Source organism: Leptolyngbya sp. FACHB-541, from assembly GCF_014695875.1.
Classification (GTDB): domain Bacteria; phylum Cyanobacteriota; class Cyanobacteriia; order Elainellales; family Elainellaceae; genus JAAUTN01.
On record NZ_JACJPC010000052.1, the window covers coordinates 22,060 to 44,212 of the forward strand.

A 22,153-nucleotide genomic window follows, 5' to 3' on the forward strand; every position below is an offset into this window, starting at 1 on the left:
AGCAAAACCATACCATGACGCAGTAGTCATCGATTTGAGCGATCGCCCACCAACTGCATGAGTACCAACACAGCGCATCGTCATGATAATCTTGACGTTAGTTGTTTACTGCGATCGCTCATGGGTAGCCAATCTACAGCCAAAACCGTTTTTCTGCTTACCTCTATGGTGGGTTGGCTCATTATTGGTGCAGCACTGATGTATCTATTTCCCCTCATTGCAGATGGGTTAGTGTCATCCGATTTGACTCATTTGTGGATGAAAAACCTGAGTCGTAGCGGCTACAATCCCTCGCTAGCGTTAATTGTGGGAACCATCACCTTAGCCGTTAACGTAGTGGGTAATATCATCTGGAACCAGCGATTTGAAGGCAAGATTTAGAGCAGTCAACAGAGAGTGAGTTCCAAGAACTGTCCTGCTTGTTGGTTTGTTGTGTTTTCACATGTCAGGGATGATTGGTAGCCTAACGCAGCGGAAACCCGAGACGCTGTAGGATTTCTTTCAAGCGATCGCGTCCACTTAATGCCTGTCCTGTTGCAACTCGTTTGAGGGAATGTTCTACCCAATCGCCAGTTACATTCATCTGCTGAGACTGATAAAACTGTTGCATGATTTCGTTGTACTGGGCGATCGCCCCTTCTTGCTGCGCGATATTGTATGTTTCGTGGTGGAGTACCGCTGCCTGAGGTAGACGAGGTTTAATGGCAGCAGGTTTAGCGGGGTCAGGATATCCCACGCACAGTCCGAAAACTGCAAACAGATGGGGTGGGAGCTGGAGTGTTTCGGCAACTTGTTCGGGATGGTTTCGCATTCCGCCAATGTAAACGGTGCCCAGCCCCAAAGATTTGGCGGCAACCGTTGCATTCTGCGCTGCCAGGGCAGCATCAACCGTGGCTGTCAAAAACATCTCCAGGTAATCTAACCCTTCGGCAGTTAGTCCTCGCTGTGAGGCAAGCTGATGCAGCCGTGCCAGGTCAGTTAACCAGACTAGAAACAAGGGACATTGGCGAATGTGTGCCTGATTCCCTGCCAGTTGAGCAAGAGTGTCTTTTCGTGTTGGATCGGCGATCGCCACAACGCTCCAGGTTTGCAGGTTTGAGGATGTGGCAGCAGATTGGGCAGCCGCGACCAGGGTCTCCAGGGTGTGAGGCGGCAAGGGATCTGGCAGATAGGCACGCACTGAGCGGTGAGAGAGCAGGGCTGTTAACGTCTCATTCCACCGTTCTGGATCGAATGCACGGATACCGTAGCGTTCCTGAATCAGATTGATTGGGTTGGGCGGGTTCATACGTAAAGATAGGTGAATTGGACAGAGGTATGGTAAAACACCGCTCCTTACCTTTGCATCGATCGCACGTTTCATCCTGTCGAGTTCACCTGATTCTGACGCTAACTGTCCCTCACCTTGCTATGTGTGGGTCTGCCTTGGTGCAGGAATACTTGTATCCTTCACGCCAAATCATATTGATTTAAACAGATTTCGGGACATGTCAACTTCTGTCAGGGCGCACTGCGATGCGCCCTGACCCATCTTTGCAACATCTTCAAATCAGGTTGGTATCATGTTGCTCTTTCCAGAATTGCTCGGCAAACGCAATGGCAGAGTGAATCGGTGCTTTCGGTTTAGTTCTCAGTACCATCGCGGTTTCGTGTAAGAGGCGATCGCCCTTCGCTGAATTGCATTTCTCACAAGCCGCTACTACATTATCCCAAGTGTGAGTTCCACCTTTCGAGCGAGGAATAACGTGATCAAGCGTGAGCCGCTTCGGGCTGCCACAGTACTGGCAAATGTGGTTATCGCGCCGGAAAACTTCCCGACGATTCACTGGAGGTGCTTTCCAGTGACGTTCGGGATTGCCACTCGTCAAACGGATATGTTCAGGGATTTGTAGTACGATGCTGGGCGATCGCACTTCCCACTGCTGAGTGTTGCCAAATCCTAGAGATTCCGCCTGACCTGTAACCAGAAGCACGATCGCCCGCTTGATGTTAATCCGCGCCAAGGGTAGGTAATTTTTAGAGAACACTACTACTTGGTTTTGAAGGACTTGGGGTTGCCTGTACTCACTCCGTTGTGTCACCTGCATAAACTTCGCTCCTCAAAAGACAACCCCCACCTCTGATGACCAGAAGCGGGGGCTAGGGAAGTTGGTATAGATTTCCCGATGTGGGTGTTAGGCTTGCCTGCACCTGCCGCTTTTGGTCAATTGTTCTGTAAACCATCTGACGCTAACGGAGCCTGAATAAATCGCTCTATTAATGCCTTCACTGCCAGTACCGCCACCCAATCGATACGTTCCCGTTAGCGCAAACATCGCCGATATACAGCTCAAACCCTTGTGGGTTAGGCACAGCATGGGGTTGCATAAGGTGGCGAGAAGAATGCGTATCATCGAAGGCTGTAAGAGTTGTATTACAAACTTGGCTGTTTTTATACTACACTTGTAGTACTCAACTGTCCACCTTTTCATTAAAATTAAATCGTTCCATTATTCCTATCTGCACCTTTTAACGTTTAATTGATGAGAGATCACGTTGGGTTTCAAGCATCACTATGTCCGATTCCACCACTCCTACAACTCGTCAATCTAGCACCACCAATCACGTTCTTTCCCTGCCTAGTGGAGAGATTCATTACACCGCGATCGCCCAGTGGCAACCCTTATATGAGCGCGAGAAGGCGATCGCCGAACTCTTTCATGTCGCCTATCTGGTAGACAATCAAGACTCCACTCCTCGTCCACTCACTTTTGTATTTAATGGTGGTCCCGGTGCTGCCTCTGCCTACCTACACATGGGCGCGTTAGGTCCAAAACGAGTTGCGTTTGGTCAGAAAGGCACCTTACCTCAACCTCCCGTTAAAGTTGTAGACAATTTAGAAAGTTGGTTGAGCTTTACAGATCTGGTGTTCATCGATCCAGTGGGAACAGGCTTTAGTCGGGCAGTGCCGTCAGAGAAAGATGATGCGAAAGCGGACGAAAAGACAAAATCTGAAAACCCAGAAGAGAAAGAAACTGAGTTTTGGGAAGTAGAACGAGACTTAAAAGCACTGGCAGAATTTATCCAAACCTTCCTCTCAAAGCACAATCGCTGGCTGTCTCCTATTTTCATTGCAGGCGAAAGTTATGGTGGGTTTCGGGTCGCAAAACTAGCGCGTAAACTGCAACAAGACTTTGGTGTAGGGTTATCAGGGGCAATTCTGATTTCACCTGTTCTGGAGTTCAGTTTATTAGAAGGAACCGATTACAACTTAACATCCTGGGCGGCAGTACTTCCCTCAATGGCGGGAGCGGCTGCCCATCACGATCGCGCTCAATTGGTGGGTGAAAACTTGCAAACTCATCTCGCTGCCGCCGAAGTATTTGCCCGCAGAACGCTAATTCCACTCTTGGCACTGGGAGATACCTTACCCAGTAGTGAGCGACAACAGGTTTATCAGGAGTTTGCCGATTTAGTGGGTCTGCCAATCGATCTCATTACTCGCCAAGGTGGACGGATTGGCATTGATGTATTTGCTAGAGAACTGCTCCGCGACCAGCAGCGCATTGTGGGTTTATATGATGCCTCAATTACGGCAATTGATCCCTTTCCCGATCGCCCTCTCTATGAAGGAACCGATCCAACCCTGGACAGTTTGGATCGGTTATTTACAGGAGCAATTAACAGTCACTTACGCGGCACTTTAGGAGTTGAGACAAACTTAACCTATCATTTGCTCAATTTTGAAACCTTCAAAGCCTGGAAATTTGAACTCAAAGGTGGGTTAAAACAAGGCTTTATTGGTGCAGTCGATGATTTGCGTGTGGGCATGACGCTCAATTCTTACATGCAGGTTTACATCACTCATGGACTATTTGATTTGGTCACGCCCTACTTTTCCTCCAACCATCTTGCAGATTTGATGAAACTCGATCCAGAAGTTCGCCCTAATCTAACCATCAAACATTTTCAAGGTGGACACATGTTTTACACCTGGGAAGCTTCTCGGCAAGAATGGTTTGCTGAAATGACACAGTTCTATCATCGGGCGATCGCTCAGAATTAGGGAAAATCGGCATTGCTGAATGCGGATATAATTCACGGATCTCGATCTCCTCTGTGGGGGCATGGTAATGCCATGCCCCCACGAAATTATCCATACGTCGGCTGCTGGGGCCAACCTGGGGGAGAGTCTTCAAAATCCTCTTGCCGCCCGTAGGGAGTCATATCCAGCAAGCTGTAGGAATCCGTGAGTGATTCAACACCACGACCATAAGTCGAGTACGTGTGGAACACATCGTCACCAATGCGGAAGAAAACGCTAAGTCCATGACTCTCGCCCTGCATCACATTTGAGCCATTCCTTCTCTCTAACTCAGCTTTGTCCCGATAGTTGTACTCGATGGGTGCGATGTTTTCATCTAACGTGACATGGAAATCATAGTTGAAATCACTGCCAAAGGAGGAATACCAGGGGACAGTCCATCCTTTGAGTGTTTTGTAGGCTTCAAGTTTGGGCAGTGGGGCACGGGAAACCAGCACGAATGTTGTGTCGCGATCGCTCAGCATTGACAGAGCACCGAGAGCATCAACATAGCCTGTACAGCCCATACAGCCTTTCTCCCACTCCGGAGCAAACATAAAGTGGTAAATGATGAGTTGGGTACGTCCATCAAATAAATCAATTAGTTTGACGGAACCATTTGATCCTTCAAAGGTGTAGTCCTTCTCAAGTTTGATCATGGGTAGTCTGCGTCGCTCGGCATTAATGCGATCGCGTTGCCGGGTATATTCTTTCTCGTGTTCAAGCAGGGTTTTACGAGCAGTGAGCCACTCATTTTGCTCAACAATTTTTGGATGCGCAATTTCGTTCTTAATCATTGTGAATCTCCTTCGATTAGTTAATTGCGCTGGGTTCCATGTACATCAGTTCCCAAATGTGTCCATCTAAATCTTGAAACCCGTGTGCGTACATGAAGCCGTGGTCTTGGGGTTCGCTGTGAGTGGTTCCACCGGCTGCGATCGCTTTGCGAACCATGTCATCAATTTTTTCTCGACTCTCAGCAGATAAGCACACCAACACTTCGGTACTTTGCTTGGCATCACAAATCGCCTTTGGTGTGAAGGTCTTGAACTTCTCATGGGTCAAGAGCATGACGAAGATAGTTTCGGAAACAATCATGCAGGTGGCAGTTTCGTCAGTGAATTGAGGATTGAACTGGAAACCAAGTTGCGTAAAGAACTCGATTGATTGCTTGAGGTCGTTGACGGGTAGGTTGACGAAAATTTGGGTAGTCATGTTTTTTCCTGGGATGATTTGTTGCAGATGTATTGGTAGAAAAGCGTTGAGGATGGAGTTTAAGGGAGATTACAACGGGTTAAGCAACCTGATCGCAGTTAACCATCCAGGGCGTACCGAACTGGTCGATCAACATTCCAAAACGGATAGACCAAAAGGTTTGCTCGATCGGCATCTTTACCTTGCCGTTTTCTGCCAGAGCGTGAAAAATTCGTTCTGCTTCCGCTGGCTCAGCAACGCTGATCTGCACGTAGAAGCCTTGAGCAGTTTCAGAATATTCAGGTGGACTGTCAGACCCCATCAGGAGGCGATCGCCCAGATCAAGACAGGCGTGCATGATTTTGTCATGCCATTCAGGGGAAACATGTTCTGCTGAGGGTGCCTCTTTGTGAGGCATCATCATCGTGATCTTGCCGCCGAGACACTGCTGATAAAAGTTGAACGCTGCCTCGCAATTACCGTTGAACATGAGATAAGGATTAATTTTCATGATGTCCTCTTGTGGGTTAGTTCCTCTAGGGAGGGATTACATTGATTGCTTTGAGGTATTCAATGGGTCTACCAAACCCGCTCGTACCATGTTTCTACGGGTTAAGCGTGAAGACCGCTTGAGAGGTCTCTGGAGCAAATGGCACCGAAATGTGTTCATGTAAAATCTGCCAGTTGCCCTGATTTTTCTGGTAAACAGCAGTGGCGCGTAGCCACATTTTCATTGCAGGATGGTCTTGCTCCCCTGTAAAGTGAAACAACCAGTGGGCAGTAGCTAAGTTGTCATTAACAGCAATGGTGAGGTCTCGTGTTTCCATCTCGAAAGAGTTTGGAAAGTAAGGCAAACAGTCTTCCCAGATTTGACGAACTGCGTCTTTGCCTTTGGTTTGGAATGGAGGTTTGACATCGAAGAGAATGACCTCATTGGCATAATGAGACATGATTTGATCCACGTCTTTGGCGCAAATGGCACGCTGTTGATCGCTAATTAGTTGGCGAATTTGAGCTTCGTGGTTTGTGTTGATGTTTGCAACTGTCATTGAAGAATCTCCTTGGTTTGAAGTTAGAAATTTTAGGCGTCGAGATCTGAGCTAGCGACAAAATGAGTTGGGGTTACAGGGCACGACTAACGGTTCCCCGATTGTTTGCCGATTGGCATTGAAATATGTTGATGAGTGACTAACCACTTCCCCGCTAATTTGTGGAGGCAAAACGTGGCACGTACCCAATCTTCAAATGTCCCACCATCGGGTTGAGTACCCCCGCAGTGGATCAAGCAATGCGCGAACGCTACGTCCTGACCCGCAGTGATTTTGAGATCGTGAATTTCAAACTGACCGGAACTTTCGGTTGTGGGCTGCCACTCGTCCCAGCTTTTGCGATAAGCATCGGCTCCCTCATACTTCAGCGGAGGCAACACATCGAAGATCGTGACATCTGATGCATGGAAAACCAGAACTTCATCATGCTTTCCCAAACGGGTTGCATCTGCCCATTTTTCTAACAGTTCTCGGATTAAAGCTTCATCGGTTGATCGAGTCGTTCCCTGTGCTTCCATTTCCACAAATCCAGCTGCGGCTTGCTGAACATCTTCAGAGAAATCCTCAAATTCTTGCACTTGACGGATTTCGATCGTCTCGTTATCTGAGGCAGGACAGCGAGAAGCCCACTCAATGGCTTCCTCTTTTGAGTTCACTTGAATCATCCAGTAGCCACCCAGCACCTCTTTCACATTCGGGGAAACTCCTTCCATCACTTTTGGGTTTCCCCCATTGAAGGTAATTCGCGCACCCATTGAGGGCGGGTGAAGCCCTTCAAGGGAAACCAGTACGCCAGCTTGTTGAAGTGCTTCGTTGTACTTCATCATGGCTTCAACCGCTTTGGCATCGGGCATAGCTCCAGGAGCCGCATTCTCGTAGCCTTGGGGAATCATGAGCAACATAAATCGCATTGGAATATCTCCTCGGACTGCAGTTTGTGGGGTAAGGATTCTGAACTATTGGAGTTGAAGAATTGGTAGAATTAGGCGAACTGAAACAAGCAGGCACTAACTCTTTGGTAATCCCGCAACTTCAAGCACGGGACGAATTTCGACGGTGCCAACTCGTGCCCCTGGAATCTGAGCGGCGATCGCGATCGCCTCATCCAAATCCTGAGCATCAATCAGAAAAAATCCGCCCAGTTGTTCACGGGTTTCAGCAAACGGACCGTCAGTCACCAGTGATTTGCCGTCACGTACCCGAACGCTGGTTGCCGTTGCAACGGGGTGAAGGGGAGCGGTTGCCAGGTATTGTCCCTTCGAGTTAAGTTCCTGCGCGAGTTGTGCTGATTCCACGTAGCAGTGCTCTCGCTCGGTTTCACTCAGGACATTTTCGTCCATGTATATCAGCAGCAAATATTTCATTCGGTTGCCTCCATTCTTTACCTTTGATTCTTTGCCTTTGTAGGTGAGTCGAACGGCAATGACTTAAATCGACACCTCACCCAAAATTTTTCTCGGCAGATGCGATAGATGCGATCAGATGTACTATAAAGTACGATCGAATTTGCTTCTGTTGCCTCCTTTGTAAGTCAGTCGAACGGCAACTGCTCAAATCGACACCTTGCCCAATTTTTTTTGTGACAGGTATGGCTCCAACCACAAAATCGGATGTTACTCAGGCGATCGCCTCTGTCTACCGGGCGGAGTGGGGACGAATTGTCGCCATCCTGATTCGGTTGATTGGAGATTTCAACATCGCTGAAGAAGCAGCACAAGAAGCGTTTGCGGCGGCTGTGAATCAGTGGCAAACCAGCGGGATTCCCGATCTTCCCCGCGCCTGGATTATCCGAACCGCTCGATACAAGGCAATCGATCGCCTCCGACGACGAACGCGACTCACGGAGAAATTAGAATGGTATGCGGCATCTGGGTTGATTCCTAGTAGTGAGGAGCCAACTTATGACAGTGATGAAATTCCAGACGATCGCTTGCGCCTGATCTTTACTTGCTGTCACCCAGCACTGGCGATCGAAAGCCAGGTTGCTCTAACGCTGCGGATGTTAGGCGGACTGGAAACCGATGAAATTGCCCGCGCGTTTCTTGTACCGACAGCGACACTAGCGCAACGGTTGGTACGTGCCAAGCGCAAGATCCGGGATGCTGGCATTCCTTACAAGGTGCCAGAGGTGGCTGATCTCTCTCCTCGGATAGAGGCAGTACTGACAGTGATTTATCTCATCTTTAATGAGGGCTACGCGGCGACCAAAGGCGAAATAATGGTGCGGGCTGACCTCTGCACAGAAGCGATTCGTTTGGGGCAACTGGTGCGGCAATTGATGGCACCTCAACCTCCTTCAGAAGTCACGGCACTGGTGGCACTGATGTTGCTGCACGACTCACGGCGGGATGCGCGCTTGGATGAGACAGGCGATCTGATTTTGCTGGAGGATCAGGATCGCAGTCGTTGGAATCACCAACAGATTGCTGAGGCGTTGCCACTAGTAGAAGAAGGGTTGCGCGGCGGAACGGGTGTTTATGCCCTGCAAGCGGCGATCGCAGCCCTCCACTGCCAGGCAACACGAGCCGAAGAAACCGACTGGGCGCAGATTGTGCGGCTTTACGAGGTGCTGGAGCGCTTGCAGCCATCACCGATCGTTTCATTGAATCGGGCAGTGGCGATCGCGATGGTAGACAGTCCCCAGCCAGCACTTGAACTCATTGATAGGCTTGCTAGCGAACTCGACAGCTACCACCTGTTTCATGCCACCCGTGCAGATTTATCGCGGCGGGTCGGCGCATTAGAGGAAGCGACCCAGAGCTATAGACGAGCACTGGAACTCGTTACAAATGACAGTGAGCGTCGCTTCCTGGAGCGTCGGCTGCGCGAAGTACAGCCCTAACGGTTGTGAAGGGGACAACATGAGTGTTGTGTTAGCGAGAGCACGGTAGCTGCACAGAAAACGTCGTCCAGCCCTGAGTACTAGTAACCGCAATCGTGCCACCTAAGTGAGTAACTAACTTTTGCACCAGTGCCAGTCCCAATCCTGTACCTCCTTGTCCCCAAGGATCTGCATTCGGAATCCGGTAGAACTTCTCAAAAATATGAGATAACTCAGTTTCTACAATTTCTGCTGTATTACTAATCGTGAACTCCACTACAGATCCTGCTGTTGAAGCCGCAAGAACAGCTTGAGCTTTGAAGTGAATCGTCCCATTTGCCTGCGTGTACTTACAGGCGTTGTTTAACAACTCAGCGAGAACTCGTTCTAAGTGAGTACGGCTAACCCGTAATCGAGGAAGGTCAGGGGAGACATCAACTTCGAGGTGCTGTTGCTGCTCTTGAGTCCGATTTTGAAACGGTTCGATGATGCGAGGAAGCCAGTCTATCAGGTCAATTGGCTCATCTAAAGTTCCAGGAATTGATAAAGTTTCTAATCGTTGTAGATCCAGCAAGTCACTAATCAGTGCAGTTTCCCGGTTACACTCCGATCGCAAAATTTCCAGGTAGCGCTGTCGCTGTTGGTCTGTCCGAGCAACTTGCAGCATTTGGATAGCCATCTTCATGTTAGTAACGGGGGTTCGCAACTCATGAGAGACGGTACTGAGAAAATCATCTTTGAGGCGGTTGAGCTTCTCTAACTCCTTGACCTGCGTCTGTGCTGCTTGATAGAGACGAGACTGTCGAAGGGCGATCGCGCACTGATTGGCAACTTGCTGAACCAGGCGAATATCCTGTTCACTAAAGCCGTAATCGGCATGGTGAATCAACCACAGATCACCCATCACACCTTCATCATCCAAAATCGGACAAGAAAACATAGCAACCCGTCCTCGTCGGGGATGGGGTTGCGTTGAGCAGTGTTGGAAATATTGCCCTTTCAACAGTTGGTTGTACCCTTGAGGGAAATTTGCCATTTGAATAGTTTTTTCTTGCAGGTACTTATCTTCAGTAGAATACTCACAGCGAATTACAGAAGTTCCCTGTTCGAGATCGTACACGGCCGCATTGCAGCAATTCACACCGATCGCTTTTGCTAACTCCTCAACAGCAGTTTGCAGAATATAATCTTCATCGAGCGAATCTCTCACTTTATCGGTAATGCGCTTCAACGTTGCCTCAAACTGAAAAGCTTGCTGAAGTTGAGCTGTTCGCTCTTCTACTTGTTGTTCTAACTGGGCATTCAGCCGTTGCACCTGTTGGTACAGCTCGGACTGTTGAATGGCGATCGCCAACTGGGTCGCCAAATGCTGGAGTAAACTTGTCTCAACTGGTTTCCATTGCCGAGGCACTGAGCAATGGTGAGCCACGAGCAACCCCCATAGGTTATTGCCCTGCAAGATAGGAACTGCTAAAGCGGCTTGGACTTGCATTTGCTGAAGGTCACTCCGGAGCTGAGGTGTGACGTTAGCACTAGCAATTTGATCAATCACGACGGGTTGACCCTCATGAAAGAATTGAGCATAACGCTCATCAAAGTCAGGATCACTAGGAAAGGTAACTCCAGCCACTGAGGATGTCCCTTTGGCAGTCGCATCCACGATTAAGGTTCTACTCCAATCTGGGTTGAGACGGATAATGCAGACGCGATCGCTTTGTAAAAATCGCTGAACTTCAACAACTGTCGTGCTCAAAATTGTTTCTAAATCTAGCGATTGTCGAATATGTTGGGCGATCCTAGTAATCAACTGCTCTTGTTGGGCTTGCCATCGCTGTTCGACGGCGTACCGAGCATGGTTGATTGCCAAACGGACGGCATTAGGTAACCGACTATAGTGCTTAGGTGATTTTATTAAGTAGTCATCTAGCCCTGCTTTGAGTGCCGTAACTGCCACTTCCTCTGTGCCGCTGGCAGTCAACATAATGACAGGACAATCTGGATAGCGATATTTAATCTTTTCAAGAACACTGATTCCATCCGTCCAACGCAAGCGATAGTCTGTAATGGCAATATCAAAGCCATCCATCATTAGAGCTTGGTGAAGGCTGTCAGAATCATTGACCTGCTCAACTTGTAAACCGGGAAATTCACGCCGCAGAATATGGATAACCTGAAGGCGATCGTCGGGACTGTCATCAACCAGGAGTAGGCGCACTTGGGGAATAAGTGGAGTCATTACAGGGTATATCTAGGATGCCCCGCCAGAACGCAGTTGAACGCTTTAATCGAAGGTATATGTTTAAGTTTTCTAATCTGCTCTTAAGGAAATTTTTAGAATAGAAGCTGTGTTGCAAAATTAATCATTTGCAGTGCTAGTAAATGATTAATTTTACTCTCCAAAAGTAGGTAGCTCAATCCAAAAGCGGCTTCCTTGCCCTACTTGAGACTCAACGCCCGATCGCCCACCCATTCGCTCTATGCTGCGTTGGACGATCGCTAACCCAATGCCCGTACCAGGGTAGCTTTCTACCCCGTGTAACCGCTCAAAGATACGGAAAATTCGGTCACGGTGTTGAGGAGCAATGCCGATGCCGTTGTCCTCAATCCACAAACGAATGAACTCACTACGAGGTTCACTCCAAATTCGGATACGGGGTTGGACACCGGGAGTCACGAACTTAATGGCATTCGTGATTAGATTTGTAATGACCTGCTCCACGGTTAAGTAATGACCTATTACAGTAAACAGTGGTGCTTCGACAATGATTTGAGCGTGTTGTAATTGAAGCTCTAATTGAGTCAAGACATCTCTGACAGCGATATCTAAGTCGATCGCCTGTAACGCTAACGTCATTCGACTCAAGCGGTTGTAGGACAATAAGCCCTGTAACATCTGATCCATGCGATCGCCATTCTCTCGAATCCGATCGGCGTAGGCTTGACCTGTTGAGTCTAGCTGGTCAGCAAAGTCTTCTAGCAGGATTTGAGCATACCCACGGATCGAGCGTAAAGGCTCTCGCAAGTCGTGGGAAACCGAGTAGGTAAAGGCTTCCAGGTCTTTGTTTGCCTCCTCTAGCTCCTGAGTCCGGCGGCTTATTTCCTGCTCAAGTTGCTCAGTATAGCGCTGGCGCTCTTCTTCCTGAATGGTCTGTAACCGGGCAGCATAATGTTTGAGTTCTGTGATGTCTTCCACTAACCCATCAATCACTGCCTCTCCACTCACAGAATTGAGAGTTTCAGCCAAGCGAATCCAGACGACATTCCCCTCGTTGGTCAACTGCAATTCTCGCTCTCGCTTCTGCCCAGGTGCAAGTTCTGTCAGTTGGGACAACTGACTTGTGATCTGGTCTATCTGTTCATCTGCTAGAGAACTGATTCGCAAGAGTTGTAGAAAAGCTTGATTGGCTTCGATCACCTGATGGTCAGGCGTTGCCCGAAACACACCAATGCTGAGTTGCTCTAGCAATGACTGAAATCGAACCTCAAGTAAAGCGGCTCTCTGCTTTGATTGGGTACGTTCTACAGCGGCTCGTGCTGACGCTCGTAAACGGATGTAATTTTTTGGAGACTTCAAAATGTAGTCATCCAGTCCAGATTTCATCGCTTCAACGGCAATTTCTTGGTTAGCCGTATCAGTAAACATGATCACTGGACAATTGGGAGAATGTCGTTTTAATCGATGGAGCAGGTCTAGCCCAGTAGTCCACCGTAGCTGATAGTCGAGGATTGCTAAGTCAATGCGATCGCCCCCTAGCACCTGCTCAAAACTATTTTCATCAACAATCTCTTGAGCTTGCAGCCCCGAAAATTCTTTTTCTAATTCTCGAATGATAAACAGCCGTTGATTGGGATCGTCGTCAGCTACAAGGATATACATTGCTTAAAAAATAATCGCTTTTCTGATTATGCAAGGGGCTTGCGTAATTCAATCCAAAAGCGGCTTCCTTGACCAACTTGAGATTCAACCCCAACCCGTCCGCCCATGCGCTCGGCTCCTTTGCGAACAATTGCTAAGCCAATGCCCGTACCCGGATAAACCTCGGCACTGTGCAATCGCTCAAACACCTGAAAAATTTGCTCTTGAAATCTAGGTTCAATGCCAATGCCGTTATCTTCTACCCACAACCGCACCCACGCTCCAGTTTCATCGAGCCGCTCTTCTGTCCAAAGATGAATCTGAGGCTGATGATCTGGTCGAGTAAATTTCAGCGCATTGGTGAGTAAATTGGTGAGAATCCGGCTGAAGATTGCATAGTGCCCTTCGACTTCAGGCAGTGGCGACTCAACCACAACTTCAGCGGGTTTTGCATCGATCTCAGATCGCAAATGAGATAGCACTTCTGCGATGATTGCATTCAGATTAAGCACTCGTAGTTGAATGTCACTGCGGCTGAGGCGGCTGTACTCCAATAGATCCAGAATCAAGGTATCCATGTCTCGTGCGGCTTGCACGATCCGCTGTGTATACTCCTGACCGTCTCCATCAAGGCGATCGCCATAATCTTCTAGCAAAATCGTTCCCAATCCTGCCATTGAGCGGAGGGGGGCACGCAAATCATGAGAAACCGAGTAGGCAAATGCCTGCAACGCTTCATTCGCTTCCTGAAGTTCGGCAGTTCGCGACTCTACCCGTTGCTCCAGTTCAGCGGCATGGAGTTGTAATTGCTCTCGCAATCGAGCTTGTTGAATTGCGACCGCAAGCTGATTGGCAATTTCTTGGGCGATCGCCCGATTCTCAACATCAAAAGCAGCAGGCTCATTAGCAAATAGATACAAATCTCCGATCAAATCCCCTTCTATCAACAGAGCAACAATTAGGACGCTGCGTGTTCCTTGCCTAAACTGATACTCCAGCATGGGAGGACGCTGGAGCATGGTACTCAAATCCTCGATATAGCGAACTGTTTCTCGATAGCGCAAACTCTCTAACGATGAGAATGAGGCGATCGAGGTAATAGAACCTGCCTTTGTAGAGTCAACTTGTCCTGCCAGCACTTGAGCTTCATTAGTCTCAAAGTTAAATAGGACAACCGCTGCTTGTTGGTAGGCAATCACCTGATTTAACCGTAGCAGGGCAGAGCGAGCAATAGCTTCAGAGGAGGTTGCCTGGAGGATGGCGCGATCGATCTGCTGCAAGGTTTCTAATCGTTGAACTGTGCGACGGAGTGACTCTTCTGCCTGTTTGCGTCGGGTAATATCCACGTTTACCGTTACTGCGTTGATGGTCTCGCCCGTTCTATCTAGAATCGGAACCGCTGAATTCAAAATGGTTTTGCGTTGTCCATCAAACGTTTCAATATCAACTTCTTCATTTAAGTAGGTTCGTCCTTCCTGAAGGGCACGGGTTAAAGCCCAATCTTGGCTAGAAAGACGATAATTTGTTCCAGACCGCCATCCCTTATACTCTCGGTATTCTTCCACGCTTCCTGGCATTGGAGCTTCTTCACCCCAAATGGTACGAGTTGCCGGATTCATGTCAATGATCGTTCCATTAGCGTTAGCAATAAACACTCCAACGGGCAGAATATCGAGAATCGCCCGTAAACGTTTGCGCTCCAAATCACTGGTGGCTTTTTCCTGAGCTAAAGCCTCTTCTGCCTGCTTTCGGGAAGTAATATCAAACCGTACCGCAAGGTATTGAACGGGTTTATCAAACTCATCAAGCAACGGAACAATGGTTGTGTCAACCCAATAATAGGTGCCATCCTTAGCGCGGTTTTTAATCTCACCGTGCCATACTTCACCTTGAGTAATTGTGCTCCAGAGATTGCGGAAAAACTCTTTAGCATGATAGCCAGAATTAATAATGCGGTGATTTTGCCCAATCAGTTCTTCTTTAGAGAATTTGGAGAGTTCACAGAATTTATCATTAGTCTCGGTAATAGTTCCTTGAGCATCCGTGATTGCTAAAATTGCCGCTTGATCGAGAGCAAATTTGACATCAGATAAGTCTTTCAGTGTTTTTTGTAATGTTGATTCGGCTTGCCTCCGTGCGGTGATATCTCGCGTGACTTCTACAAACCCTCGTAAATTGCCGCGATCGTCCTGCAAAGCAGTCAGCACTACATCTGCCCAAAATAGCGATCCATCTTTTCGTCGTCGCCAGCCCTGTCCTTCATAGCGAGTTTCAATAGTGGCAGTGTGCAACTGCTGCTCCGGTTGGTGCCGCTCAACGGACTCTGGTGCAAACAGGAGTGAGAAATGCCGTCCCAAAACCTCTAGAGCAGAATAGCCTTTCAGTCGTTCGGCACCTGTATTCCAACTTGTGATCCGACCATTGGGGTCAAGCATGAAAATGGCATAGTCTTTCACACCCTCCACCAAAAGACGATATTGTTCCTCACTTTCCTGCAACGCCACTGCTGTTCTCTCTGCCCGCTGCCTGGCTCTTCTCAGTGCTTCGCTCAAGCTACTGATCAGTATTCCTTCGGTTAGAAAAATGATAATTCGTACACCGTTCTCCAACCTATTAACGTTGAAGCTAAAGTAAGGCGAGACAAAGAAATAGGTGCCAACAAGAGCAGTTAAACCCGTTGCTAGCATCCCAGGACCCAGTCCCCCATACCAAGCGCTAACCATGACAGGGATAATGAAGACCAATAGCGGTGCTTCATATCCAAGCACTGGTATCAGCAGAAACCTTACGAACAACGCCAGTAAGCTTACTAGTACAGCCACACTGTAGCGAGACAGTAACATCCGTTCTGCTCCCAACATTGTTTAGCCCCCTTGCAAAGCTGGAACATCTGAGTCGGTATTTGCGATCGAATTACATTTAACCGACCTGATTGCCTAAGAAAGGCAGGCAGCAAAAGTTAGCCCACTTTATATGCTACGGTCGGTCCATGCTTCAGCTTTCTAAGCTAAAAGCGATAATAATGCTGCAAGCTTAATACTTAATCGTTAAGAACGACAGCGACAAGAAAAAATCTATGGGCGATACTGGATTTGAACCAGTGACCCCTTCCGTGTGAAGGAAGTAAGCAGTCGAATGGAATCCTTCTCAGGCAACGATTTCCCAGTATGTTGCTAGCTCTCATAGTCATTTCATAGTCAAAAGCATTTTACAGTCTGAAGAAACGGTAGTAAGCAATTATCCTTGCTTGGACTATTACAGAACTGGTCGTTCTTATAAATTCATATTCCATCAGGCGATCTCAGTTAATCTTGCTAAGCGCAGCATGTGATCAATTCTAAATTTTTGAGCCGCTCCGCATTTTGACTATTAAACGGCTTTCGTAAGCCTATAGAGGCATGGCTTAAAGCTATCTAGGGTTACGGTTCAATTATTCAATGAACGAATTAAGTTACTAACCCACCCCGCAACGCTCGCACGGCTGCCTGAGTTCGATCATCCACACTGAGTTTATTTAAGATATTACGAACGTGGGTTTTAACGGTGCCAACAGTGATGTAGCACCGTTCTCCAATTTCGGCATTGCTACATCCTTCCACAATGAGCTGGAGGACCTCCAACTCTCGATCAGTAAGAGGAGCAACTGCCAATATGTCGATGTGTTCGGTGTCTGCTGTAATCTCGACGGTGTTAGGTTGAGCAGCGGTACTTGCAATTTCTGCCTGAATTTGACTGTTATGGTCTAACACAACTCGGGCGATCGCTGGGTCAATCCAGTTATTGCCCTCATGGGTGCTTTGAACAGCTCGAAACAGATGGTCTGCATCCACATTCTTCATGCAGTAGGAATCTGCTCCAGCGGCAAAGGCAGCGAGGACATCTGCTTCATTATCCTGCATCGTCAACATCAACACTTTTGTTTGAGCCGCATCAGGTAGCTCATCAGTCAGCGATTCCCTGAACTGGCGTACCAACTCAATTCCGTCGATACCGGGGAGATTAATGTCTACGATGGCAACATCTGGTTTAGCTCTCAGCAGCAATTTCAGACCTTCAGGACCACTTGCAGCTTCTCCGATTACCTCAAGGTCATCCTGCTGACTGAGCATTGTTCGGAGTCCCATCCGGGTGAGGTCATGATCTTCAATGAGAGTAACGCGAATGGGAGCCATTTAGAATAGCCTGCTTGTAATGACAGCGCTGACCCACTGTGTCAGCGACTCTATATTATAGGAGATTACAAATTTTGACTCATTCACTCCTATCCTGTAAGGCTCTCAGCGGTTCAAATCTTTTTACAGCCAGTTTTTTGAATTGCTAAGCCAGTCCAACGGGAAATAATAAAAGAGCAATTTTTGTAAGTTGCTGTGATTATCGCTGCGCTGTTGGGAACTTTGAACCCATCCTGATTATTAAACCTCAAAACATCCCCTAATTTGGCAGAGGAATCGTCAAGTCTAACTCCCCATACCAAATTGAAACTGATTGTCATTCCTTACTCTAAAATATTCTTTTGACTTCATCTAATTTTCTTAACTCCAAGTTAAACGTTGAGTAACTGAGGTAGCACTATGCTCTCTTCTCTGACAGATTTAGATGCAACCGTTTACCTCTGTAGAAAACCGCTGTGGAATGCGATCGCTCTGACTGGTACCCTATGCGGCTATTACGGTGGTACCGCTTTACTTCTATCTGCAAATGCTTGGCTGAACGGATTAGGAGTCTTCCTGCTAACCTATAGCCTCGCATTGACTGTTTTTTGGGCGCATGAATTCATGCACGATTCGGTTTTTAAGAAGAGGCAAGCCAACACTATCGCTGGCAACATTGTACTTTGGTTAAATGGCGGCTGCTACGCTCGGTTTCGGGAGCTCAAACGGTGGCATATTGCCCATCACGTAAAACATGCTGAATTTTCCACTGTTGATGTTGAGGATCTTATTCAAAAGCTTCCTACAGTTGCTCGAAGACTCATTCTGCTATTGGAAGGGTTGTACTTTCCAGCTATTGCTTTTCTATTGCAGTGGCGAGCGTTGACAGCACCCTTTTGGAATCCTCAACGACATGATGAACGGCTGAGGGTCGTAGTACTTCTGTTGCTTAGAGGGACGATGTTTACTGCACTAGGAATACTATCTCCCAAAGCTGTAATACTTTATTTTCTGTCTTACACGGGAATGCATGTTGTCACTCAGTTTACAGGTGCTTTTTTCCATACTTACGAAACGTTTAGACCGGATGAAATTGCACCAAAGCGTGACCAAGACTACGAACAAGCAAATACGTTCTCTTACGTACTCTCTCATCGTTACGTATGGCTCAACTTCTTACTTTTGAACTGTGGCTACCACAATGCCCATCACATCATGATGCAATGCCCCTGGCATAACCTTCATCAACTGGATCAAACTCTTAACTCTCGATACGGCGAAACAGAAGATTGCTTCATCGATTTGCTTCAAATGTTTAAGAACTATCATCGTTTTCGCATGAATCGAGTCTTGGCGGGTTGTGGGCAGTCAAGAGATGATGAAGGGCATCTTCAACTCCAGACATTCTACGGATGCATTGGCTTCTCAGATATAGTTCTACCAGTTTAGAAACAAATCGCTGAGTCTTTCTTAGGAGAATCATGGGTTAGGGATCGTTTTCGCTCTTTCCATGTTCTAATTCCCCAGCAAGCCTAAGAATTTCTTGAACTGACTCATCAGGGTCTAATGGTTTAAGCACAAAATTTTCTCGTCTGCTATACAAGGGCGAGAGTGAAATACCTTCTGTCATAAGGGATACTAAAGCGATCACTCTCCAGACTGTGACACAATTGCTAACTCAGCTTTTGCGATATCTATCGCATGGGAGAGACAAGAAACCGCTTGATAAGTCTTCATGAAGCAGTTGTGTTCTCTGATACGACTATGAAAAGTACAGGAGATAAGGCTCTCCCACACAAAGCGCTTTTGGCAGGACTGACAGTGCTTCTTGTTGAGGATGAGCCTGACATGGCTGAACTTTTAACGGTCATTCTTGAGGAGTACGGAGCCGAGGTTGTCCTAGCCACCTCTGCTATTGAAGCTCTAGCGAGGTTGGGACAACGGCAACCAGACATCTTGGTCAGCAATGTTCGGCTTCCTCAAGAGGATGGACGTTGGTTGATCGAACAGATCAGGCAGTTGGAAGGAGCGTGGAGCGAACTTCCAGCCATTGCTGTAACGTCCTACACCAGGGAAGTTGATGCTGAAGGAGCGATACAATCAGGTTTTCAGCATTTTATGCCTAAACCAGTAGACCCGGATGAGCTAGTTCAAGAGATTCTCAAACTTGTGAAGCAGGATTAACGAAAGACAAAGTTTTTGTGGGAATATCAAATTTTTCCCACAACTTCTATCAAGGTTCCTGATCCATGTCCCCCAATGGTGATCTCAGGCTGGATGGTTTGAAGGTGCTAATCGTAGATGATGATAGCGACAATCTCCAGTTTCTCGCTTTCTTATTTGAGGTTTATGGTGCAGAGATAGCAGCCGTTAGCTCTGCTAATTACGCATTCCAATCAGTTCTGGAGTGGCAACCACACATTCTAGTTAGTAATGTGAGTATGCCTGACGAAGATGGTTACATGCTAATTCGCCGAATCAGAGGGTTGACGGTTGAGCAAGGAGGGCAGGTGCCAGCGATCGCCCTGACCGCTAATGCTAAAGAATCAGATCGAGAGCAAGCGCTTGCAGCAGGGTTTCAGCAGCATTTGGCTAAGCCTGTTGACCCAGATGTGTTACTGCAAGCTGCGTTAGAGATGGTTCCTAGCAAGATTTAACAGCACAATGCCAGCCCCTATTAGATTGGAACTGGCACTGCACTAAGTATTTATAGCAGTCTATGGTCAGGGTCTTTATGAAAGCTAACCCCGTTTGAACAACTGCGAAGAAACTTCGCCATCTGTAAAGATAATGTAAGTTATATGAGAACGCCGTTTTCTGTTCTTAAGGTTTTCTTTAGATTCAACTATCCCCTTCAGGCGATGTGGTTTAGAGATAGGCGACAAGGAAATGTCCAAGAAGCGGCGAGTACTCTGAGGGGTTCCGGCCTTATGACTGCTCAAGTCCTTTGACTTGTACTCTCTGAATCAATTCTTTGATGCTTGTGGTGTGGCTGCGGTAGGCATCTGTCTTTGAATACCGTTCTAGCTGATCCAGGCTAATCATTCCTCGTTCTGCTAGTGCAACGACCTCCCAAGGCATTAAAGCATTGAGTTTTACTCTCTCAACAAAGTATTCATGAGTCTGACCTCGTTCTGCATTGAGCGCTATGACTTGGCGTTCAAGGATTTCTAAGTCATGATAATCAGCGCTTCTGGCTATGATATCTGAAGACTTGATTCGGCAAGCTAATCTGAAGAAGGTATCTTTCATGGCTACAAAGGTACAAAGACTCAAAACCGGCAGCGAGCAGGTGGAACTCTGTAAGCAGGCAAAAATACCTTGAGCCTAAAATAACATATGCAACATAAGTGCGAAACATGTTCCTAATGAACAAAAACTGATGCCTTCTAGTCGGATGCAACTATCTGCTCAGCACTGAACCAATCTTCCTCGATTAACCGGGTTTTCCCATCTGTAAAATAGACTCCGTACGCCCAAGTTTTAGCTTCTGGGTAGAAATCAAGACCGACAATGTAGCCAGTTGAACCTTGAGATGTTCTAACCTTCTGCCCTATCTTAAATACGGGTACTGAGAACTGAAAAAAATCTGTATCAACAACTTCAATATATATTTTATTCACTATAGTTAACCCCAAAGAGTTCAATTTCAACTTAACTCTAGAGGGTGGTCTATATAGTGTCTCCCTTAGGAAAGAAAAAATCTCAAAGCTTTATACAGGCTTCATTAATGCTTTAAGAATTTACAATTGCACTAAAACCGCTCTATTCGACAGAAACTTTCTGCCTTTGTAGACGGATCACTACATTGACCTAGACGAGATTAAAGAACAGATTCAGAAAATCTTCTAATACTGCATCAAACAGTTTTAGGTATCGTTTCTGTAGCAAAATTTCTAGGAACTAGCACCAACCGATTCAACAAAGCGGGGCTCTAGCACTTGAGAAAGGTCTGGAGTCTCTTGAATTTCGTTGTTACTCTTCAAGAAATTAGCTAAGTTCTCCATTCCATTTTGAAGATACAGATCGCTGTCGAAATCGCTTAGCATCGCTAAATTAGTTTGCAAATCCGGTAGTTCTAAACCTTTTAACTGAGCCTCCAGTTCAGAAGGTGTAATACCCAACTCTTTACTCGCGATTGCTAATCCTTCTTCGGGATTTTGAGCTAAGAAATCTAAGCCTTTAAGGATGCCTCTTACAAAAGCTTCTGTAGCTTTCGCTTGGTTCTCAACAAATTGTGTTTTGAAGATGTACAGGTCAGCGATCGCACCAGGTTTTTCAGCAGAGGTATAAATGATACGTCCATCGCTCTGGGCAGCATTTGCTTCTTCCATATAAGGTGAAAAGGTGTAGGCAATTTCTACCTCACCGGATTGATAAGCTACTGCCGCTGTATCGGGAGGTACATCGATAACAGTAATATCGTTGCTGCTTAAGCCTACATCCTCTAAAACTTGAAGCACAAAGAAGTGCCCAACTCCACCTTTTTGGACAGCAACTTGCCTTCCTTTGAAATCTTTAATACTAGCAACACTATTACGAGCTAAGATTCCATCGGCTCCAACTGAAGTATCGCAAACTAAAACGACTCGATAATCTACCCCTCGTGAGGTAAGTAAAACAGCTTCTGTCGTTACAGGATTTAATCCATCTAAGTGCCCAGCTTCAAACGCAGGAAAAGCATCCAAAATAGTGCTAAAGACCTTTGCATCTAATCGAAGCCCCTGCTCTTCAAAGAATCCTTTCTCCTGAGCAATGTGAAGCGGTGTATTTCCAATCCAAGAAGTAATTCCAATAGATGCTGAGACTACTTCTGCTTGAGATGAATCCGTTTCAGTAGATTGAGCACAGCTATGTAAAATAAGACCAGTCGTAGCACCAGCTATAAGCCGAAGAGACTGTCGGCGCGACAAAAGCTGAAGATTTCTCGGCAACTTCATGGCAGTTTTACTTCTGAAATCAATGCGTAAGCATTGTACCTGAGTCAAGCAGCAATTTTTGATCGATGTAAGTATCCTT

General features: G+C 47.0%; 21 protein-coding genes and 1 pseudogene. 6 read left to right on the forward strand and 16 right to left on the reverse strand.

What is annotated here, in order from left to right; all coding sequences use genetic code 11:
* The first annotated feature begins 57 nt into the window (after positions 1–57).
* Positions 58–381, forward strand: coding sequence for a hypothetical protein (locus tag H6G00_RS11625; protein ID WP_242042234.1), 324 nt, complete (start codon positions 58–60; stop codon positions 379–381).
* Positions 382–463: 82 nt separating this feature from the next.
* Here the strand turns inward: H6G00_RS11625 and H6G00_RS11630 are convergent, their stop codons facing one another.
* Together H6G00_RS11630 and H6G00_RS11635 are read right to left on the reverse strand one after the other, a co-directional pair.
* On the reverse strand, positions 464–1,288 hold the full coding sequence (locus H6G00_RS11630; protein WP_190796885.1) for an NADPH-dependent oxidoreductase: 825 nt from the start codon (positions 1,286–1,288) through the stop codon (positions 464–466).
* Positions 1,289–1,544: 256 nt separating this feature from the next.
* The gene (locus tag H6G00_RS11635) at positions 1,545–2,087 is read right to left on the reverse strand and encodes an HNH endonuclease (protein ID WP_190688889.1); all 543 of its coding nucleotides are present in this window, start codon (positions 2,085–2,087) and stop codon (positions 1,545–1,547) included.
* 467 nt (positions 2,088–2,554) lie between these two features.
* Here H6G00_RS11635 and H6G00_RS11640 point away from each other — a divergent pair, with 467 nt between their 5' ends.
* Positions 2,555–4,045 (forward strand): peptidase S10, encoded by a 1,491-nt coding sequence (locus tag H6G00_RS11640; RefSeq protein WP_190796853.1) that lies wholly within the window; start codon positions 2,555–2,557, stop codon positions 4,043–4,045.
* 86 nt (positions 4,046–4,131) lie between these two features.
* On the opposite strand, the gene H6G00_RS11645 is transcribed toward H6G00_RS11640, so the two are convergent.
* The 7 genes and pseudogenes from H6G00_RS11645 to H6G00_RS11670 form a co-directional block, all read right to left on the reverse strand.
* A complete protein-coding gene (locus tag H6G00_RS11645) occupies positions 4,132–4,860 on the reverse strand; it encodes a DUF899 domain-containing protein (RefSeq protein ID WP_190796854.1) in 729 nt (242 codons plus the stop codon).
* A gap of 16 nt (positions 4,861–4,876) precedes the next feature.
* A complete protein-coding gene (locus tag H6G00_RS11650) occupies positions 4,877–5,278 on the reverse strand; it encodes a VOC family protein (protein ID WP_190688900.1) in 402 nt (133 codons plus the stop codon).
* Between the two features lie 79 nt (positions 5,279–5,357).
* Positions 5,358–5,768, reverse strand: a complete 411-nt coding sequence (locus H6G00_RS11655; protein ID WP_190796855.1) for a VOC family protein — start codon at positions 5,766–5,768, stop codon at positions 5,358–5,360.
* Between the two features lie 94 nt (positions 5,769–5,862).
* Positions 5,863–6,306, reverse strand: coding sequence for a nuclear transport factor 2 family protein (locus H6G00_RS11660; protein ID WP_190796856.1), 444 nt, complete (start codon positions 6,304–6,306; stop codon positions 5,863–5,865).
* A gap of 86 nt (positions 6,307–6,392) precedes the next feature.
* Positions 6,393–6,824: a nuclear transport factor 2 family protein gene (locus H6G00_RS36610; protein ID WP_347278173.1), complete on the reverse strand. Its 432-nt coding sequence runs from the start codon at positions 6,822–6,824 to the stop codon at positions 6,393–6,395.
* Positions 6,816–7,217: pseudogene (locus H6G00_RS36615) on the reverse strand (YciI family protein); the annotation flags it as partial. The pseudogene H6G00_RS36615 and the gene H6G00_RS36610, both read right to left, overlap by 9 nt.
* Before the next feature lie 96 nt (positions 7,218–7,313).
* Positions 7,314–7,670 (reverse strand): YciI family protein, encoded by a 357-nt coding sequence (locus H6G00_RS11670; protein WP_190796858.1) that lies wholly within the window; start codon positions 7,668–7,670, stop codon positions 7,314–7,316.
* Between the two features lie 224 nt (positions 7,671–7,894).
* Between H6G00_RS11670 and H6G00_RS11675 the strand changes: the two genes are divergently transcribed.
* A complete protein-coding gene (locus H6G00_RS11675) occupies positions 7,895–9,148 on the forward strand; it encodes an RNA polymerase sigma factor (protein WP_190796859.1) in 1,254 nt (417 codons plus the stop codon).
* Between the two features lie 31 nt (positions 9,149–9,179).
* On the opposite strand, the gene H6G00_RS11680 is transcribed toward H6G00_RS11675, so the two are convergent.
* From H6G00_RS11680 to H6G00_RS11695, 4 genes are all read right to left on the reverse strand, one after another.
* On the reverse strand, positions 9,180–11,363 hold the full coding sequence (locus H6G00_RS11680) for a GAF domain-containing protein (protein ID WP_190796860.1): 2,184 nt from the start codon (positions 11,361–11,363) through the stop codon (positions 9,180–9,182).
* 153 nt (positions 11,364–11,516) lie between these two features.
* On the reverse strand, positions 11,517–13,004 hold the full coding sequence (locus H6G00_RS11685; RefSeq protein WP_190796861.1) for an ATP-binding protein: 1,488 nt from the start codon (positions 13,002–13,004) through the stop codon (positions 11,517–11,519).
* A gap of 26 nt (positions 13,005–13,030) precedes the next feature.
* Entirely contained in the window at positions 13,031–15,844 is a 2,814-nt protein-coding gene (locus H6G00_RS11690) for a PAS domain S-box protein (RefSeq protein WP_190796862.1), read from the reverse strand.
* Between the two features lie 585 nt (positions 15,845–16,429).
* Positions 16,430–17,155, reverse strand: coding sequence for a response regulator transcription factor (locus H6G00_RS11695; protein WP_190646518.1), 726 nt, complete (start codon positions 17,153–17,155; stop codon positions 16,430–16,432).
* Between the two features lie 399 nt (positions 17,156–17,554).
* Here H6G00_RS11695 and H6G00_RS11700 point away from each other — a divergent pair, with 399 nt between their 5' ends.
* The 3 genes from H6G00_RS11700 (at position 17,555) to H6G00_RS11710 (ending at position 19,791) form a co-directional block, all read left to right on the forward strand.
* A complete protein-coding gene (locus H6G00_RS11700) occupies positions 17,555–18,583 on the forward strand; it encodes a fatty acid desaturase (protein WP_190646517.1) in 1,029 nt (342 codons plus the stop codon).
* Positions 18,584–18,898: 315 nt separating this feature from the next.
* On the forward strand, positions 18,899–19,318 hold the full coding sequence (locus H6G00_RS11705; RefSeq protein ID WP_277881869.1) for a response regulator: 420 nt from the start codon (positions 18,899–18,901) through the stop codon (positions 19,316–19,318).
* Positions 19,319–19,383: 65 nt separating this feature from the next.
* A complete protein-coding gene (locus tag H6G00_RS11710) occupies positions 19,384–19,791 on the forward strand; it encodes a response regulator (RefSeq protein ID WP_190646515.1) in 408 nt (135 codons plus the stop codon).
* Between the two features lie 271 nt (positions 19,792–20,062).
* Here H6G00_RS11710 and H6G00_RS11715 read toward each other — a convergent pair whose 3' ends face one another.
* From H6G00_RS11715 to H6G00_RS11725, 3 genes are all read right to left on the reverse strand, one after another.
* Positions 20,063–20,386: a hypothetical protein gene (locus H6G00_RS11715; protein WP_190646514.1), complete on the reverse strand. Its 324-nt coding sequence runs from the start codon at positions 20,384–20,386 to the stop codon at positions 20,063–20,065.
* A 137-nt stretch (positions 20,387–20,523) separates the two neighbouring features.
* On the reverse strand, positions 20,524–20,757 hold the full coding sequence (locus H6G00_RS11720) for a hypothetical protein (protein ID WP_190796863.1): 234 nt from the start codon (positions 20,755–20,757) through the stop codon (positions 20,524–20,526).
* Between the two features lie 273 nt (positions 20,758–21,030).
* Positions 21,031–22,074: an ABC transporter substrate-binding protein gene (locus H6G00_RS11725; protein ID WP_190646550.1), complete on the reverse strand. Its 1,044-nt coding sequence runs from the start codon at positions 22,072–22,074 to the stop codon at positions 21,031–21,033.
* Positions 22,075–22,153: the final 79 nt, after the last annotated feature.

Excerpts from the sequence above, each read along its gene's own strand:
- H6G00_RS11625 (WP_242042234.1), top strand. The coding sequence starts at position 58 with ATGAGTACCAACACAGCGCATCGTCATGATAATCTTGACGTTAGTTGT.
- H6G00_RS11630 (WP_190796885.1), bottom strand. The coding sequence starts at position 1,288 with ATGAACCCGCCCAACCCAATCAATCTGATTCAGGAACGCTACGGTATC.
- H6G00_RS11635 (WP_190688889.1), bottom strand. The coding sequence starts at position 2,087 with ATGCAGGTGACACAACGGAGTGAGTACAGGCAACCCCAAGTCCTTCAA.
- H6G00_RS11640 (WP_190796853.1), top strand. The coding sequence starts at position 2,555 with ATGTCCGATTCCACCACTCCTACAACTCGTCAATCTAGCACCACCAAT.
- H6G00_RS11645 (WP_190796854.1), bottom strand. The coding sequence starts at position 4,860 with ATGATTAAGAACGAAATTGCGCATCCAAAAATTGTTGAGCAAAATGAG.
- H6G00_RS11650 (WP_190688900.1), bottom strand. The coding sequence starts at position 5,278 with ATGACTACCCAAATTTTCGTCAACCTACCCGTCAACGACCTCAAGCAA.
- H6G00_RS11655 (WP_190796855.1), bottom strand. The coding sequence starts at position 5,768 with ATGAAAATTAATCCTTATCTCATGTTCAACGGTAATTGCGAGGCAGCG.
- H6G00_RS11660 (WP_190796856.1), bottom strand. The coding sequence starts at position 6,306 with ATGACAGTTGCAAACATCAACACAAACCACGAAGCTCAAATTCGCCAA.
- H6G00_RS36610 (WP_347278173.1), bottom strand. The coding sequence starts at position 6,824 with ATGGAAGCACAGGGAACGACTCGATCAACCGATGAAGCTTTAATCCGA.
- H6G00_RS11670 (WP_190796858.1), bottom strand. The coding sequence starts at position 7,670 with ATGAAATATTTGCTGCTGATATACATGGACGAAAATGTCCTGAGTGAA.
- H6G00_RS11675 (WP_190796859.1), top strand. The coding sequence starts at position 7,895 with ATGGCTCCAACCACAAAATCGGATGTTACTCAGGCGATCGCCTCTGTC.
- H6G00_RS11680 (WP_190796860.1), bottom strand. The coding sequence starts at position 11,363 with ATGACTCCACTTATTCCCCAAGTGCGCCTACTCCTGGTTGATGACAGT.
- H6G00_RS11685 (WP_190796861.1), bottom strand. The coding sequence starts at position 13,004 with ATGTATATCCTTGTAGCTGACGACGATCCCAATCAACGGCTGTTTATC.
- H6G00_RS11690 (WP_190796862.1), bottom strand. The coding sequence starts at position 15,844 with ATGTTGGGAGCAGAACGGATGTTACTGTCTCGCTACAGTGTGGCTGTA.
- H6G00_RS11695 (WP_190646518.1), bottom strand. The coding sequence starts at position 17,155 with ATGGCTCCCATTCGCGTTACTCTCATTGAAGATCATGACCTCACCCGG.
- H6G00_RS11700 (WP_190646517.1), top strand. The coding sequence starts at position 17,555 with ATGCTCTCTTCTCTGACAGATTTAGATGCAACCGTTTACCTCTGTAGA.
- H6G00_RS11705 (WP_277881869.1), top strand. The coding sequence starts at position 18,899 with ATGAAAAGTACAGGAGATAAGGCTCTCCCACACAAAGCGCTTTTGGCA.
- H6G00_RS11710 (WP_190646515.1), top strand. The coding sequence starts at position 19,384 with ATGTCCCCCAATGGTGATCTCAGGCTGGATGGTTTGAAGGTGCTAATC.
- H6G00_RS11715 (WP_190646514.1), bottom strand. The coding sequence starts at position 20,386 with ATGAAAGATACCTTCTTCAGATTAGCTTGCCGAATCAAGTCTTCAGAT.
- H6G00_RS11725 (WP_190646550.1), bottom strand. The coding sequence starts at position 22,074 with ATGAAGTTGCCGAGAAATCTTCAGCTTTTGTCGCGCCGACAGTCTCTT.